Source organism: Sphingomonas sp. CARO-RG-8B-R24-01 (assembly GCF_022662295.1).
In the GTDB taxonomy this organism is placed as follows: domain Bacteria; phylum Pseudomonadota; class Alphaproteobacteria; order Sphingomonadales; family Sphingomonadaceae; genus Sphingomonas.
Genome location: NZ_JAKNQI010000001.1, coordinates 298522 through 314117, shown reverse-complemented (window position 1 = coordinate 314117; position 15596 = coordinate 298522). Strand labels below are relative to the sequence as shown.

Sequence of the window (15596 nt, the reverse complement as noted above, 5' to 3'; positions counted from 1 at the left end):
CGCGCGGGCTTATGGCAAGCTTCCTAGATTTCGAAAAACCGATCGCAGAGCTTCAGGGCAAGATCGATGAGTTGCGCGAGACCGCAGCCGATGGGACCGTCGACCTCAGCGCGGAAATCGCGCGGTTGCAGGCGAAGTCGGACAAACTGCTGCGCGATACCTATGCGAAACTGACGCCCTGGCAAAAGACGCAAGTCGCCCGCCACGGCGAGCGGCCGCATTTCAAGGATTATGTCGCCGGCCTGTTCGACGACTGGATGCCACTGGCAGGCGACCGCGCCTTTGGCGACGACCAGGCGATTCTCGGGGGCTTCGCGACGTTTCGCGGGCGCCGCGTGCTGGTGATCGGGCATGAGAAGGGGGACGACACCGCAAGTCGCCTTCGCCACAATTTCGGCATGGGCAAGCCCGAGGGGTATCGCAAGGCGATCCGGTTGATGCAGTTGGCCGACCGGTTCGGGCTGCCGGTGGTGACTCTGGTCGATACGTCCGGGGCGTTCCCGGGAATCCAGGCCGAGGAGCGCGGCCAGGCCGAGGCGATCGCGCGGTCGACGGAACAGTGCCTTGCGCTGGGTGTGCCGATGGTCGCGGCGGTGGTCGGCGAGGGGGGCTCCGGCGGCGCGATCGCGCTTGCCGCGGGTAATGCGGTGCTGATGTTCGAGCACGCTGTTTATTCGGTGATCTCGCCCGAGGGGTGCGCATCGATTCTGTGGCGCACCGCCGACAAGGCGGCGGACGCGGCCGAGGCGATGAAGGTGACCGCGCAGGATCTCAAGGCGCTCGGCGTCATCGATGCCATCGTTCCGGAACCGCTCGGCGGCGCGCAGCGCGACCCGACCGGGGCGATCGCCGCGCTGGGCGATGCGATCGATGCCGCGCTGACCCGGCTGGTCGGGCATGGCGCGCCGGAATTGCGGCGGATGCGGCGCGAGAAGTTTCTGGCGATCGGACGCCTGTAACAAGGAAAAGGCGGCGGAACCGAAGTTCCGCCGCCTCTGCCATTCTCAAAGCGTCACGTAATGGTCTTACGTGGCCTTCATGGCGGTGTTGACGTTGTTGAAGGTGGTCGTGAGCTTGCTGCCCAGACCCGACATGGCGGTGATGGCTGCGACTGCGATGAGTGCGGCGATCAGGCCGTATTCGATCGCCGTTGCGCCCTTCGAATTCTTGATAAGGTTGCGGACGGTCTTCATGATTTCCGGTCTCCGTTGATAAGCTTCAGTACCCGGTCGGACCGGTGCGCCGGACCAACACAAGGAGTTTTACGGGTTGCAGGGTTGAAAAAGGTTTAAAGCGGCGAAGTTTTTTACTGAATGTTCCCGTAGGTTCAGGTCACAGGAACTGCGGTCACGGCGACGCCGACACGGTTCCAAATGCCAGTGGTCACGTTGGCGAGCTGCATCAGTGCCGCGATCATTGCGATCACGACCAGCGCGGCGATCAGTCCGTATTCGATTGCGGTGCCGGCGGTACGGTCGGCCAGCAGTCGTTTAATCAATCCGACGATCATGTCGGCAACGCCTCCGGGCCGTGTCCATTCGAACCAGCGATACAGGGAGAGCGTTACCGAATGCCTAAACAAGCCATTGCAAAACCCCTGTTGTTCGTCGTCGCCGCGGGCCTCGTGGACGATCACGGGCGGGTACTCGTCCAGCAGCGACCGGAGGGAAAGGCGCTGGCAGGGCTCTGGGAATTTCCCGGTGGCAAGGTCGAACCGGGTGAGGCGCCCGAGCTCGCGCTGGTCCGCGAGCTGCGCGAAGAACTGGACGTGGGCGTGGATCCGGCGGATCTGGAGCCGCTGACCTTCGCCAGTGTCGATCTGGCCGATCAGCATCTCCTGTTGCTGCTTTACCTGTGCCGCGTTTGGACCGGCGCGCCCCGACCGCTCGAAGCGAGCGCGCTCGCGTGGCATCCTCCGTCGGCGTTGCGCGGGCTGGCGATGCCGCCGGCGGACGTTCCGTTCATTGCCATGCTGGAGACGGCGCTGGCGGCGACGGGATAACGCCGATCCCGGTGAAGTGCGGGCTGGCTCGGTATTTGGATTTCACACGTCAGCGGGAAGTGCCGCGACGGTGCCTCAGGCCACGCCCGGCCCATCTGAACAAGAGTGGACCGGCGCGAGAAAGGCGAAAGTCTGGAGGCCCGACCGGGAATCGAACCCGGGTGCGAGGATTTGCAGTCCTCTACGTCACCACTCCGCCATCGGGCCGGAGAGCGGCGCAGATGCAAGCGGACGGCGGCGCTGTCAACTCTTGCGCCACAAAAAAAGGTGAAGTCGGTTAACGTGCTGTTTACCCAAAGCAGGCGACACGGCAAAAATGGGTTGAGCGCTCGCTTGGCGAACTGGACGACGCAAGATAGAAGCTGTGCATTGACGGTAAGTGTATTGCGTGACTATAACAGTGACGCGACGAGGGTGGCATCATGAATATCGATTTGCGTGGGCAGGATATGACGGCGATGCGTCATGCGATGGTGGCGAGCCAGTTGCGGACCAATGCGGTGAGCGACGCGCGCGTGGTGGCGGCGATGGATCTCGTCCCGCGCGAGGCCTTCCTGCCGCCGGCCGTCGCCGATCTGGCGTACCGCGATACCGCGGTCCCCTTGTCGCACGGCCGCGCGCAGAATGTCCCGATCGCAACCGGGCGATTGCTGACCCAGGCAGAATTGCGCCCGACGGATCGCGCCCTGCTGATTGGTGCGGCGGGTGGCTATACCGCCGCTGTGCTGGCGGCGCTGGTGGCGTCGGTCGTCGCGGTCGAAAGCGATCCGGCCCTGCTCGACATCGCGCGCCCGGCGTTGGCGGACCATGGCAATGTCACGCTGGTCGATGCGCCGCTGCAGGCGGGACATGCCGCCGGCGCGCCCTATGACGTGCTCGTGATCGATGGCGCGGTGGACAGCGTCCCGCAGGTGCTGGTGGATCAGCTCGTCATCGGGGGGCGGATCGTCGGTGGCCTGATCGATCGCGGCGTCACGCGGCTCGCCGCCGGGCGTCGTACGGCGGGCGGCTTTGCGTTGCTCGATTTCGCCGACATCGATTGCGTCCCGCTGCCCGGGTTCTCCAGCCCACGTTCCTTCACTTTCTGACTAGAGAAGAGCCGCTTACGATGCGATTTCTTTCCTTTCTGAGCGGCTCTGCAGTATTGATGGTAATGGCGGCCCCGCTGTCGGCGGAGACGCTGCGCGACGCTTTGGTCAAGGCCTATACCAGCAACCCGACGCTGGCCGCGCAGCGGGCGAACCTTCGGGCGATCGACGAAAACGTGCCGATCGCCCGGTCGCAGGGCCTGCCCTCGGTGCAGTTGCAAAGCACGTACACCGAGAACGTCGTCAAGGCCGCCAACAGCTTCGTCTCGCCCGACCGGAGTGGGTCCGCGACCGCGAGCTTGTCCGTGCCCTTGTATGCCGGCGGCGCGGTGCGCAACGGGGTCCGGGCGGCGGAGACGCGGGTCGAGGGTGGGCAACTCGGGCTACGGGGAACCGAGTCCAATCTGTTTTCGTCCGTGGTCGGTGCGTACATGGACGTGATCCGCGACGAAGCGATCGTCGGCCTGAATACCCAAAACGTCCGCGTGCTCGACGTCAACCTGCAGGCCAGTCGCGATCGGTTCCAGGTGGGCGATCTTACCCGGACCGACGTCGCCCAGTCCGAAGCGCGGCTCGCGCTGGCGCGCAGCCAGCTGCAATCGGCGCAGGCCAGCCTCATCTCCAGTCGCGAGAGCTACATCCGTCTGGTCGGCGCAGTGCCCGGCCGGCTCGATCTGCCGCCCGCGCTGCCCAACCTTCCGGCCGATCCGGACAGCGCGGTAACGGTCGCGCTCAAGAACAACCCAACGCTGCTTGCTGCCGCCAAGGAGCGCGACGCCACCGGTTACGATATTGGCGTCGCCCGCGCGAACCGGTTGCCGCGCATCAGCGCCAACGTGGGTGGCAATTACTACAATTATCTGGGATCGCTCGGATCGGGGACGGGGGTGGCGATCGGCCAGACCGGGACTGCGGCTACCGTCGGGTTGGGCCTGACCATGCCCTTATACCAGGGTGGCCGGCCGGCGGCACAGATCCGCCAGGCGCAGGACGCGCGCCTGCAATCGATCGAGCGGCTGACCGAAACGGAGCGCGCCGTCATCGCCCAAGCCCGCTCGGCCTACGCCGTCTGGAAATCCTCGCTCGAGGTGATCGCGTCGAGCGAAGTGGCGGTCAACGCCAACAAACTGTCGCTGGAAGGCGTGCGGGCCGAAAACAGCGTGGGGAACCGCACCATCCTGGACATCCTGAATGCGGAACAGGAACTGCTGAACTCGCAGGTGACGTTGGTGACCGCACGGCGCGACGCCTATGTCGCCGGCTTCGCCCTGCTCGCGTCGATGGGGCAGGCGGAAGCGCGCGATCTCGGGCTCGACGGCGGCCCACTGTACGATCCGGTCAAGCATTACAACAGTGTGCGGGGCAAGATCTGGGACTATGGATCAGAGCCGAACCCGCCGGTGACCGGGACCCGCACCACCGACACGCCAGCGCAGAATGCGCTCGTGACGCGCGCGCTCGACCCGATGCTCGACTCGGCGCCTGTTGACAGGAGTGCGCCGATTACCGCAGGTGATCAGACGAAGAACCGTTGACGCGGCGTGTGCGTTTATTTCGCGAGGATTTTCGATGGGGGATTTGAGCGGGGAACCGTCGATGGAGGACATCCTTTCGTCGATCAAACGCATCATCGCAGAGGAAAGTGACTCCACGCCCGGCCGGACCAAACGCCCCGAGCGCACGGTGCCCCGGCGGTCCGAGCCAGACGCGCCCGCGCGCGAGGAAATCCTTGAGTTGCGGGATCCTGCCGATACGCCGCCGGTTGCGGTGCCGCCGATGATGCCTCGACCCGCCCCACCGGCGCTGTCGTCCGAGCGAACGGCGTCCTCCCCGGCACCGGAAACGGACCAAGATCCCGCGATGGCCGGGCCGATCCCGCGGCCGGCAACCGCCGACGCTATCCTTTCGAAGCATACCGCCGCCGCGACGCGCGGTCCGCTCGATACCTTGTCCCGGCTGATCGTGAAGCCTGAAGTCGCCGGAAGCGATACGCTCGAAGCGATGGTGCGGGAGATGCTCCGGCCGATGCTGCGGGAATGGCTCGACGCCAATCTACCGCATATGGTCGAAGCGATGGTCGCGCGCGAAATCGATCGAATCACAGGTAAGTAAGGGATTCTGGACGGTTCGGTTGCCGAAAGCGGAACCGGCACGAACCGGTCGAGTTTGTTGACAAATGAGTGCCACCGACAAATCCGCGTTCGATCTGCGGGATGAAAACGCCCTTGTGCCTGCGCCGCCCAGCGCTGCTGCGACAAATCCCGACGATACCCCCAACGATATCTTTTTCGCGGCGGTAAAGACGACACGGATGCCGATGGTGGTGACGGATCCGCACCGCACCGACAATCCCGTCATCTTTTGCAACGAAGCGTTCCGGCGGATGACGGGCTATTCGGATGCCGAAATCATTGGCGTGAACTGTCGGTTTCTGCAGGGCCCTGAAACCGACCGGAGCGTGGTCGAACAGGTTCGCCGGGCGATCGAGCGGCGGGAGGAAGTGTCGGTCGAGATCCTGAATTACCGGAAGAACGGTTCGACTTTCTGGAACGCGCTGTTCATTTCGCCGGTGTTCGACGAGGCTGGCGCCCTGATCTACTTCTTCGCAAGCCAGCTTGACGTGTCGCGCCGCCGCGAGGCCGAGGAGGCACTGCATGAAGCGCAGAAGATGGAGGCGGTCGGCCAACTGACCGGAGGGATCGCGCACGACTTCAACAATTTGTTGCAAGTCATCATCGGCTATATCGACATGCTCGGCGCGCGGGTCGATCCGGGGGATCGGGCGGCGTCGCGCGCGGTTGAGGCGATCGGCGCGGCGGCGCAGCGAGGGGCGACGTTGACGCAGCAACTGCTGGCCTTTGCCCGGAAGCAGGAATTGCGTGACCGCCTGCTCAACATGAATACGTTGATCATGGACTTCGGCGCTGTGCTCAAGCGGACGGCGGGCGATATGACCGTCCGGTATCAGCTCCAGCCCGAATTATGGAATGCCCGGGTCGACCCGGTGCAAGCCGAGATGGCAATGCTGAACATCGTGTCCAACGCGCGCGATGCCAGCGGCGACGATGGCACGATCACCTTGGCGACCCGTAACGTCGCGCTGCCCGCCGATGGCGATCTCCCCGGGAAGCTGGAACCCGGAGAATATGTCGAGCTGACGATCACCGATACCGGGCCGGGGATCGACGGCGCGGTCATCGATCGCGTGTTCGATCCGTTCTTCTCGACCAAGGGGGTGGGCAAGGGAACCGGGCTTGGCCTGGCGATGGTCTATGGGTTCATGCGGCAGTCGGGGGGGACGGTGGCGGCAACCAACCTTGCGGACGGCGGCGCGAAGCTTACGCTCTACTTCCCGCGCGCCAGTGGTGCGGTCGAGCGGCCCGGATCGACGGTTCGTGTCTCGACCGAAGCGCAAGGGGTTCGCATCCTGATGGTGGAGGACCAGCCGGAGGTGGCATCGCTGGGCAAGGCGCTGCTCGAGATGCACGGATACCATGTTGTTCAGGTATCGAACGCCAGAACCGCCTTGGACGTTCTGCGGAGCGACCATGCCTTCAAGTTGCTGTTCAGCGACATCGTGATGCCCGGTGGCATGAACGGGGTCGAGCTGGCCCGGCAGGTGCGCAACGACTATCCGGGCATCAAGGTGCTATTGACCACCGGGTACGCCGACGATGCGATCGACGAGAGTAGCAAGAGCTTCGAACTGTTGCGCAAACCCTATCGCAGCGGTGACCTGGAGGCGCGGGTCCGCGCATTGATCGATCGGCCCGGCGCCATGCCGCAGGCAGAGGTGCACGGCACGGTCTGAGCCGGCCGTCACAAAGGGAAAAGGGCGGTCCCGGCGGGGGCCGCCCTTTCTTTTTGCGCATGCCCGGTTAAAGCCGATGGCATCATGAGCGAACTTCCCAAAACCTTCGACCCCGCCGAAATCGAGCAGCGCTGGTATGCGCATTGGGAGGCGACCGGCCAGTTCCGGCCCGACCGTCCGGGCGCCGAGCCGTGGACGATCGTCAACCCGCCGCCCAACGTGACGGGGTCGCTCCACATCGGGCACGCGCTCGACAATACGCTCCAGGACATCCTGACGCGCCACGCGCGGCTGAAGGGCAAAGACGCCTTGTGGGTGGTCGGCACCGATCACGCAGGGATCGCGACGCAGATGGTGGTCGAGCGGCAGATGGGCGCGCTCAACCCGCCGCAGAAGCGCACCGACTTCACGCGCGAGCAGTTCGTCGACAAGGTCTGGGCGTGGAAGGAAGAGAGCGGCGGCGAGATCACGCAGCAGCTCCGCCGGCTCGGCTGCTCGATGGACTGGGCGAACGAACGCTTCACGATGGACGAGGGCTTTTCCAAGGCCGTCCTCAAGGTGTTCGTCGACCTGCATCGCGATGGCTTGCTGTACCGCGACAAGCGGCTGGTGAACTGGGATCCGGGTCTCGGCACCGCGATCAGCGACCTCGAGGTCGAGACGCGCGAGATCAAGGGCAGCTTCTGGCACCTGCGCTATCCCCTCGCGGACGGTTCGGGCTTCATCGAGGTCGCGACGACGCGGCCCGAGACGATGCTCGCCGACATGGCGGTCGCGGTGAATGCTTCGGACGAACGCTATACCGCGCTGGTCGGCAAGCAGGTGCGGCTGCCGATCACCGGGCGGCTGATCCCGATCATCACCGACGACCATGCCGATCCGGAGCTCGGGTCGGGTGCGGTCAAGATCACGCCGGGGCATGATTTCAACGATTTCGAGGTCGGCAAGCGTGCTGGCATGGCGGCGGGCACGATGCTCAACATGCTCGATGCCAAGGCACAGGTCGTGCAGGTATCGGACGGGCTGATCCCGGACACGTTCCTCGGCCTCACCACCGCGGAAGCGCGCAAGGCGGTCGTCGCGCAGTTGAAGGCGGAAGGGTTCCTGATCCCGCACGTCGACAAGGACGGCATCGAGCACGATGCCGAACCGCGCACGATCCAGACGCCGTACGGCGATCGTTCGGACGTGGTGATCGAGCCGTGGCTGACCGACCAATGGTATGTCGACGCGGCGACGCTCGCGAAGCCCGCGATCGAGGCGGTCCGCTCGGGCGCGATCAAGCTGGTGCCCAAGACGTGGGAGAAGACGTTCTTCAACTGGATGGAGAACATCCAGCCTTGGTGCGTCTCGCGGCAGCTTTGGTGGGGGCATCGGATTCCGGCGTGGTTCGCCGAGGACGGGTCGGTGTTCGTTGCGATGAGCGAGACTGAGGCTCAGGCGCAGGCAGGCGAGGGTGTCGTGCTGCGGCAGGACAATGACGTGCTCGACACGTGGTTCTCCTCTGCGCTGTGGCCGTTCGCGACGCTCGGCTGGGACGGCTCTTCTTCTCCATCTTACCCCTCCCCTTCAGGGGAGGGGCCAGGGGTGGGGGATGCCTCGCAGAGCACGACGCTCGCTGGACTGCCCCACCCCAACCCAGTGTCAGGCCGGTCAGGCTCCCAGCCTGACCTGAATAGCCCGGGGGGCTATTCACCTGACACTCCTGAAGGGGAGGGGCTTAAGAACAGCCTGGGCGGCCGCTACCCCAATGACGTGCTCATTTCGGGCTTCGACATCCTGTTCTTCTGGGACGCCCGGATGATGATGCAGGGTTTGCACTTCATGGGCGATGTGCCGTTCAAGACCCTGTACTTGCACGGACTTGTCCGCGCAGCAGACGGCGCGAAGATGTCCAAATCCAAGGGCAATGTGGTCAACCCGCTGGGCCTGATCGACCAGTATGGCGCGGATGCGCTGCGCTTCTTCATGGCGGCGATGGAGAGCCAGGGCCGCGACATCAAGATGGATGAGAAGCGCGTCGAGGGCTATCGCAACTTCGCGACCAAACTGTGGAACGCCTGCCGTTTCGCGCAGGGCAACGGCATCGGTGCGAGCAAGATGCTCGACGCGCCGGTCGCAGCCCTGGCGGTCAACAAATGGATCATCGCAGAGACCATCACCACGGTGCAAGCGGTCGACCTCGCACTCGCCGACCTGCGTTTCGATGGCGCGGCGAATGCGGTCTATCAGTTCGTGTGGAGCCGCTTTTGCGACTGGTATCTCGAGCTGATCAAGCCCGTCCTCGGCCAGATGGATGCACCCGCCACCGGCGCTGACGCCGACGAGACCCGCGCGGTCGCGGGTTGGGTGATCGACCAGATTCTCGTGCTGCTCCACCCGTTCATGCCGTTCATCACCGAAGAGCTGTGGAACGCGATGGGTCCGCGCGAGACCAACCTGATCGTCGCGCACTGGCCAATCGCGGATGCGCGGTCGCTCGATCCCGCGGCGAGCCAGGAGATCGACTGGCTGATCCGGCTGATCGGCGAGGTCCGCGCGGCGCGGACCGAGCTCAACGTCGCGCCGGGGACGCGGATGCCGGTGCATGTCCGCGATGCCGGGCCGGAAACGCTGGCGCGACTCGACCGACAGGCGAGCGTGATCGCGCGGCTGGCACGGATTGACCTGGCGACGGGCGATGCTCCGGCGGGCGGCGCGGTACAGGTCGTCGTCGACGAGGCGACCTTCGTCTTGCCGTTGGCGGGCGTGATCGACCTCGATGCCGAGCGTGCGCGCCTGACCAAGGGGATCGAAGCGGCGGCCAAGGAGCGTGATGCGCTGGCGGGGCGGCTCGGCAACCCGAGCTTTGTCGAACGCGCCAAGCCGGAAGCGGTTGAAAAGGCGCGGGCCGACCACGCCGAAAAAGCCGCCGAGGCCGAGCGTCTGAGCGCGGCATTGGCGCGTTTAGGATAAATCCCGCGTTACCCCGGCGAAGGCCGGGACCGCCATGTTGGTCGAGCAACGGCTGTTGCGGAACACAACGTGGCGGCCCCGGCCTTCGCCGGGGTGACGGGAAATGTCCTCCCGCGAGAGGATGAACGGAGGGCATGTGAGCGACGTAGCCGACAGGACCAGCCCTCCACCGACCGCGTCGCGGGGCGCACGCAAGCGCGACCTCACAACCGGACCGATCGCGACGACGCTGCTCGCGTTCGCGCTGCCGACGCTCGGCTCGAATATCCTGCAATCGCTCAACGGGTCGATCAATACGATCTGGGTCGGGCGTTTCCTCGGCGAAGGGGCGGTCGCGGCGACCGCCAACGCCAACACGATCATGTTCCTGATGTTCGCCGCTGTCTTCGGCTTCGGCATGGCGGCGACGATCCTGATCGGACAGTCGATCGGGCGGCGCGATATCGAGGCCGCGCGGCGCGCGTTCGGGGCGTCGATCGGGCTCGTGATGGCAGGCGCGGTCGTGATTGCGGTGCTCGGCTGGATCTTCTCGCCCGAAATCCTGGCCAGCCTTGCCACCCCGCCAACCGTCCAGCCACTTGCACTCGCCTATCTGCGCGTGATCTTCCTCGGGCTGCCCGCGACGATGCTGCTGGTGCTGCTCGGCATGGCGCTGCGTGGGGTCGGCGATTCGGTGACGCCGCTCTATTTCACAGGGCTGAGCGTGTTGCTCGACAGCGGACTGAACCCGGTGTTCATCCGCGGGCTGTTCGGCATGCCACGGATGGGGATCGCGGGGTCGGCAGTGGCGACGTTGATCGCGGTGCATGTTGCCTCGCTCGGGCTGCTGGCGTTCATTTACCGCCGGGACTTGCCGATCCGCTTACGCGGGGCGGAAGTCGCCTATCTGGTCCCGTCGGCGGCATTGGCGCGGACGATCCTGCTAAAGGGTTTGCCGATGGGTGCGCAGATGCTGGTCGTTTCGGTGGCCGCGCTGACGATGACCGGGCTGGTCAACCGCTACGGCGTCGATACTACCGCCGCGTACGGCATCTCGATGCAATTGTGGGGCTATATCCAGATGCCGGCGCTTGCGGTCGGCGCGGCGGTGAGCAGCATGGCGGCGCAGAATATCGGTGCGGGACAATGGGACCGAGTGGACCGCATCACCATGTCCGGGCTGGTGTTCAGCGCGCTGCTGACGACGACGATGGTGATCGCGATCATCGCCTTCGACCGACCGGTGATGCTGTTGTTCTTGGGCGGCGAGAGCGCTGCGCTCCCGATCGCGCGACATATCCAGGTGTTGGCGAGCTGGAACTTCATCATCTTCGGCATGACGATGGTGCTGTTCTCCACGGTCCGCGCGAACGGCGCGGTGTGGGCACCGCTGACGATGCTGTTCATCGCCATGTATCCGGTACGGCTGGGGTTTGCGCTGGCGTTCCAGCCGGCATGGGGGGCGGATGCCTTGTGGTGGAGTTTTCCGCTCGGGTCGGTTGCAAACTTCGTGATGGCGTCAGGCTATTACCGTTTTGGTGGATGGCGCAGGCAGAAGCTTGCGGTGCCCTCCGCCGAAGCGAACGAGCAGAGCCAGAACCCGGCGGAACCGGGCGGGCGGTTGCACCCGGCGGGGTGAGCGGGGTGCCGGGCGGGCGAGGTGTCGGGCTTGGGAGCAATGCAAACTCCGCCCGTCACCCCGGCGAAGGCCGGGCCGTGTGGTTGACCGGGCGCGGCGGGGCGACGACGTGCGGTATCGCCGGTAGCGCGTTGCACCATGGCGGCCCCGGCCTTCGCCGGGGTGACGAGAACGGGACAATCTGCGGCGTCAGAGTGCGCACCTTCTAACCCTTGCGCGACCCCCAGCGAAGTTCCAGAACGCAGCCCATGACCGCATCCTATCCAGCCCTCCGCCTCCGTCGTACCCGCGCCAGCAGCTGGAGTCGGCGACTCTACGCCGAAACCGTGCTGACCCCAGCCGACCTGATCTGGCCGCTGTTCATTGCCGAGGGGCAGGGCGTCGAGGATCCGATCGCGTCGCTTCCGGGCGTGTCGCGCTGGTCGATTGACGGGATCGTCGCGCGCGGGCGCGAAGCGCGGGATCTCGGTATTCCGTGTATCGCATTGTTCCCGAACACCCCTGCGCATCTGCGCACCGACGATGGGCGCGAAGCGCTCAACCCCGACAACCTGATGTGCCGTGCGATCCGCGCGCTCAAGGATGCAGTGCCCGAGGTCGGCGTGCTGACCGACGTCGCGCTCGATCCCTATACCACGCATGGCCATGACGGACTGGTCGACGCGGCAGGCTATGTCGTCAACGACATCACGTCCGAGGCGCTGGTCGGCCAGGCGCTGACCCAGGCCGAGGCGGGATCGGACATCATCGCGCCATCGGACATGATGGACGGCCGGATCGGTGCGATCCGCGAAGCGCTGGAGGATGGCGGACACCACAACGTCCAGATCATGTCCTACGCCGCCAAATATGCGAGCGCGTTCTACGGCCCGTTCCGCGATGCGGTGGGTAGCCGCGGGCTGCTGAAAGGCGACAAGAAGACCTATCAGATGGACTCGGCCAATGCCGAGGAAGCGCTGCGCGAGGTCGCGCTCGATCTGGCGGAGGGGGCGGACAGCGTGATGGTGAAGCCGGGAATACCCTATCTCGACATCATTCTGCGTGTCAAATCCGAGTTTCAAGTCCCTGTTTTTGCTTATCAAGTCTCGGGCGAATACGCGATGATCGAGGCTGCGGTCGCGGCCGGGGCGGCGGACCGCGATGCGATGGTGCTGGAAAGCCTGATGGCGTTCAAGCGCGCGGGAACGTCGGGCGTGCTGACTTATCACGCCGCGCACGCGGCGCGGCTGCTCGGCGCATGAGGTGACCTGCGTGATCGAAACCGAACGGCTGATCCTGCGCCCGGTCGAGGACCGCGACCGGATTTCCCTGTGGGCGCAATGCCGCGATCCCGCCGTGATGCGCTACCTGCTTCCGGTCGTGGACGAAGCCGCGCTGGACGCCATGATGGCGCGTATGACCGCGTCGCAGGCCGAGCATGGCTTCGCCTTCTGGATCGTCGAGCGACGCTCCGACGGAGCGATGCTCGGGATCTGCGGGCTCAAGCCCGGCGCACCCGATACGCCGATCGAAGGCCTGCTCGAGATCGGATGGCGCTTCTCGCAGGCGTATTGGGGACAGGGGTACGCGCGTGAGGCGGCGTCGGCGACGCTCGACTGGGCATGGGCGAACCTGCCAGCCGCTCAGGTCGTGGCGATCACGGTACCCGACAATGCGGCAAGCTGGGGCTTGATGGAGCGCCTCGGAATGCACCGGATCGCCGATGGCGATTTCGATCATCCGCTGGTGGCCGACGACAGTCCGCTCAAGCGCCACATCCAGTATCGTATCGATCGGCCGCTGAATGACCCCATCGCCTAGCCGCGGCGGCCTGGTTCGTCCGCTGTTCGTCCTGACGATCCTGTCGAGTGCGTTCCTGTTGTTTCTGGTCCAGCCGATGGTCGCGCGGATGGCCTTGCCGCGTCTCGGCGGCGCACCGGCGGTGTGGAACTCGGCGATGCTGGTCTACCAGGCGCTGCTGCTCGGCGGTTATGCCTATGCGCATTGGCTCGGCCGGCTCGAACCCCGGTTGCAGGGGCGGGTGCACTTGGGCGTCCTGCTGCTTGCCGCGCTATGGTTGCCGATCGGGCTCGGCGCGATGCAGCCCGGGCCCAAGGCGCTGCCCGCGCTCTGGGTGCCGTGGCTGCTGGTGCTGTCGATCGGACCGTTGTTCTTCGCCGTTTCGGCGCAGTCGCCGCTGCTGCAGCGCTGGTTCAGCCTGTCGCGACGCGGGCAGGACCCCTATGCGTTGTACGCCGCGTCCAATCTCGGCAGCTTCGTCGGCCTGCTCGCCTATCCGCTGCTGGTCGAACCTACCATGGCGCTGGTCGGTCAGCGATTGCTGTGGAGCAGCGGCTATATCCTCGTCGGGCTGCTGGTGGCGCTTTGTGCCGCTACGCTTCCACGCGATCGTCCGTTGCAGGCGGCGTCCCCGGTAACATCCCCGCCGCCGGGCCGTCGCCGCGTCGCGCATTGGATTTTGCTCGCGTTCGTGCCGTCCGGGCTGATGCTGGCGACCTCGACCTATATCACCACCGACATCGTCGCGATGCCGCTGTTGTGGGTGATCCCGCTCGGGCTGTATCTGCTGAGCTTCACGATCGCGTTTGCGCAGGATCGCACCGCCGCGGATATCCAGACGCGGATCGCGCCGATCGCGATCCTGCTGTTCGGCGGGATACTGGTCGGGGGCATGCCAGGGTTGCCGTATCTCGGCGCGATCATGGCGCTGGCGTTGTTGTTCCTCGTGTCGGTGTCGCTTCACACCGGCCTGTATCGACTGCGGCCCGCGCCGGACCGGCTCACCGGTTTCTATCTCGCGATGGCGTTCGGGGGGGCGCTGGGCGGCGTGTTCAGTGCGCTGGTCGCACCGCTGCTGTTCGACTGGACATATGAATACCCGATCCTGATCCTCGCCGCGGGGGTGCTCACGCCGCACGCTTATCTGCTCGCGCCGCTACGATGGCTGTGGGCGACCGATCCGGCGCGGCGGCGGATACTGATTCTCGCGGTCGCTGCGATCATGATCGTGGCGGTCAGCATCATGCTCGGCAATGCCGGGACTACCGACTCGCCGTCGTCGCTCCAGCAAGTCGTGCTGCTGGTGATCGTCGCGGTGGGCGTGCTTACGATCGGGACGCCAGTTGCGTTCGGGATCGCGCTGTTCGGGGCGCTGGTGGCGTTCGGCGGCTATCAGGCGATCGCGATCTCGCTCGAGCCGCTGGCGCGCACACGCAGCTATTTCGGGGTCTATACCGTCCACGGCTCGGCGACCGAGCGGCAGCTGGCGCACGGCACGACCGTCCACGGCACGCAGCTGCGCGGCTCACCCGCGCGCGAACGCACGCCGACCGCGTATTACGTGCCGGGGTCCGGAGTCGGGCAGGCGATGCAGGCGTTGCCGACGCTCTACGGTCCGGGCGCCCGCGTGGGGGTGGTTGGGCTCGGGACGGGCACGCTGGCCTGTTACGCGCGGCCTGGGCAGCACTGGCAGTTCTACGAGATCGATCCCGCGATCGTACGGATCGCGCGCGATACCGGCCAGTTCAGCTTCCTGTCACGGTGCCTTCCCGATCCGACGATCGTGCTCGGCGATGCGCGGCTGAGCCTGGCGGGCGCGAAGGAGGCTTCGCTCGACCTGCTCGCGCTGGACGCCTTCTCGTCCGACTCGGTGCCGATGCATCTGCTGACGCGCGAGGCGTTTGCCAGCTATGCACGCGTGCTGTCCCCCCGCGGGGTGCTGCTGGTGCATATCTCCAACCGTTTCCTCGACCTCGAGCCGGTCGTGGCCGCGGCGGCGAAGGCGGGCGGATGGCAGGCGGTGACGCTGTTCTACATGCCGTCAAAGCCGGTGCGCGATGCGGCCACCATGTCGCAATGGATCGCACTGTCGCGCGATCCGGCGACGATCCGCTTATTGCAGGCCCGCGACCGCGGCTGGCTGCCGACGCGCGGTCGCAGTGGGTTCGTGCCGTGGACCGATGGCTATTCGACCATCCTGCCGCTGGTGAAGGGGCTCTAGGGGGACGGCTGTACCCGAACCATCGTCATGCAGGACTTGTCCCGGGATCCACCGTGGCCTGGCCGGCGCGCCCATGATACCGCCATTCGGGCGCCCCCATCACAGGGCCTGAGCGCCACGGG

At 65.7% G+C, this 15596-nt stretch carries 13 protein-coding genes and 1 tRNA gene; 11 read left to right on the top strand and 3 right to left on the bottom strand.

Annotated features, from left to right (window positions below):
* Positions 1 to 11: 11 nt before the first annotated feature.
* Entirely contained in the window at positions 12 to 959 is a 948-nt protein-coding gene (locus L8G49_RS01370; RefSeq protein WP_242181991.1) for an acetyl-CoA carboxylase carboxyltransferase subunit alpha, read from the top strand.
* 66 nt (positions 960 to 1025) lie between these two features.
* On the opposite strand, the gene L8G49_RS01365 is transcribed toward L8G49_RS01370, so the two are convergent.
* Together L8G49_RS01365 and L8G49_RS01360 are read right to left on the bottom strand one after the other, a co-directional pair.
* Positions 1026 to 1193, bottom strand: coding sequence for a Flp family type IVb pilin (locus L8G49_RS01365; protein ID WP_242137185.1), 168 nt, complete (start codon positions 1191 to 1193; stop codon positions 1026 to 1028).
* Between the two features lie 134 nt (positions 1194 to 1327).
* Entirely contained in the window at positions 1328 to 1510 is a 183-nt protein-coding gene (locus L8G49_RS01360) for a Flp family type IVb pilin (RefSeq protein ID WP_242181989.1), read from the bottom strand.
* Between the two features lie 60 nt (positions 1511 to 1570).
* Between L8G49_RS01360 and L8G49_RS01355 the strand changes: the two genes are divergently transcribed.
* Positions 1571 to 2002, top strand: a complete 432-nt coding sequence (locus L8G49_RS01355) for a (deoxy)nucleoside triphosphate pyrophosphohydrolase (protein WP_242181987.1) — start codon at positions 1571 to 1573, stop codon at positions 2000 to 2002.
* Between the two features lie 133 nt (positions 2003 to 2135).
* On the opposite strand, the gene L8G49_RS01350 is transcribed toward L8G49_RS01355, so the two are convergent.
* Positions 2136 to 2209, bottom strand: a tRNA-Cys gene (locus L8G49_RS01350).
* A gap of 215 nt (positions 2210 to 2424) precedes the next feature.
* Between L8G49_RS01350 and L8G49_RS01345 the strand changes: the two genes are divergently transcribed.
* From L8G49_RS01345 to L8G49_RS01305, 9 genes are all read left to right on the top strand, one after another.
* Complete coding sequence (locus L8G49_RS01345) at positions 2425 to 3090, top strand: protein-L-isoaspartate O-methyltransferase (protein ID WP_242137182.1); 666 nt, start codon at positions 2425 to 2427, stop codon at positions 3088 to 3090.
* Positions 3091 to 3110: 20 nt separating this feature from the next.
* Complete coding sequence (locus L8G49_RS01340) at positions 3111 to 4625, top strand: TolC family outer membrane protein (protein ID WP_242137181.1); 1515 nt, start codon at positions 3111 to 3113, stop codon at positions 4623 to 4625.
* 61 nt (positions 4626 to 4686) lie between these two features.
* Positions 4687 to 5202: a DUF2497 domain-containing protein gene (locus L8G49_RS01335; RefSeq protein WP_242181985.1), complete on the top strand. Its 516-nt coding sequence runs from the start codon at positions 4687 to 4689 to the stop codon at positions 5200 to 5202.
* Between the two features lie 64 nt (positions 5203 to 5266).
* Entirely contained in the window at positions 5267 to 6901 is a 1635-nt protein-coding gene (locus tag L8G49_RS01330; protein ID WP_242181983.1) for a histidine kinase famiy protein, read from the top strand.
* 84 nt (positions 6902 to 6985) lie between these two features.
* Complete coding sequence (locus L8G49_RS01325) at positions 6986 to 9856, top strand: valine--tRNA ligase (RefSeq protein WP_242181981.1); 2871 nt, start codon at positions 6986 to 6988, stop codon at positions 9854 to 9856.
* Between the two features lie 136 nt (positions 9857 to 9992).
* On the top strand, positions 9993 to 11474 hold the full coding sequence (locus L8G49_RS01320; protein ID WP_242181979.1) for an MATE family efflux transporter: 1482 nt from the start codon (positions 9993 to 9995) through the stop codon (positions 11472 to 11474).
* Positions 11475 to 11722: 248 nt separating this feature from the next.
* On the top strand, positions 11723 to 12715 hold the full coding sequence (gene hemB, locus L8G49_RS01315) for a porphobilinogen synthase (protein ID WP_242181977.1): 993 nt from the start codon (positions 11723 to 11725) through the stop codon (positions 12713 to 12715).
* Positions 12716 to 12725: 10 nt separating this feature from the next.
* Positions 12726 to 13274 carry a GNAT family N-acetyltransferase gene (locus L8G49_RS01310; protein ID WP_242181975.1) on the top strand — a complete coding sequence of 183 codons (549 nt, stop codon included), beginning with the start codon at positions 12726 to 12728 and terminating at the stop codon, positions 13272 to 13274.
* Positions 13258 to 15474: a fused MFS/spermidine synthase gene (locus L8G49_RS01305; protein ID WP_242181973.1), complete on the top strand. Its 2217-nt coding sequence runs from the start codon at positions 13258 to 13260 to the stop codon at positions 15472 to 15474. The genes L8G49_RS01310 and L8G49_RS01305 overlap by 17 nt, the downstream gene beginning before the upstream one ends.
* The last annotated feature ends 122 nt before the right edge of the window (positions 15475 to 15596 follow it).

Excerpts from the sequence above, each read along its gene's own strand:
- L8G49_RS01370 (WP_242181991.1), top strand. The coding sequence starts at position 12 with ATGGCAAGCTTCCTAGATTTCGAAAAACCGATCGCAGAGCTTCAGGGC.
- L8G49_RS01365 (WP_242137185.1), bottom strand. The coding sequence starts at position 1,193 with ATGAAGACCGTCCGCAACCTTATCAAGAATTCGAAGGGCGCAACGGCG.
- L8G49_RS01360 (WP_242181989.1), bottom strand. The coding sequence starts at position 1,510 with ATGATCGTCGGATTGATTAAACGACTGCTGGCCGACCGTACCGCCGGC.
- L8G49_RS01355 (WP_242181987.1), top strand. The coding sequence starts at position 1,571 with ATGCCTAAACAAGCCATTGCAAAACCCCTGTTGTTCGTCGTCGCCGCG.
- L8G49_RS01345 (WP_242137182.1), top strand. The coding sequence starts at position 2,425 with ATGAATATCGATTTGCGTGGGCAGGATATGACGGCGATGCGTCATGCG.
- L8G49_RS01340 (WP_242137181.1), top strand. The coding sequence starts at position 3,111 with ATGCGATTTCTTTCCTTTCTGAGCGGCTCTGCAGTATTGATGGTAATG.
- L8G49_RS01335 (WP_242181985.1), top strand. The coding sequence starts at position 4,687 with ATGGAGGACATCCTTTCGTCGATCAAACGCATCATCGCAGAGGAAAGT.
- L8G49_RS01330 (WP_242181983.1), top strand. The coding sequence starts at position 5,267 with ATGAGTGCCACCGACAAATCCGCGTTCGATCTGCGGGATGAAAACGCC.
- L8G49_RS01325 (WP_242181981.1), top strand. The coding sequence starts at position 6,986 with ATGAGCGAACTTCCCAAAACCTTCGACCCCGCCGAAATCGAGCAGCGC.
- hemB (WP_242181977.1), top strand. The coding sequence starts at position 11,723 with ATGACCGCATCCTATCCAGCCCTCCGCCTCCGTCGTACCCGCGCCAGC.
- L8G49_RS01305 (WP_242181973.1), top strand. The coding sequence starts at position 13,258 with ATGACCCCATCGCCTAGCCGCGGCGGCCTGGTTCGTCCGCTGTTCGTC.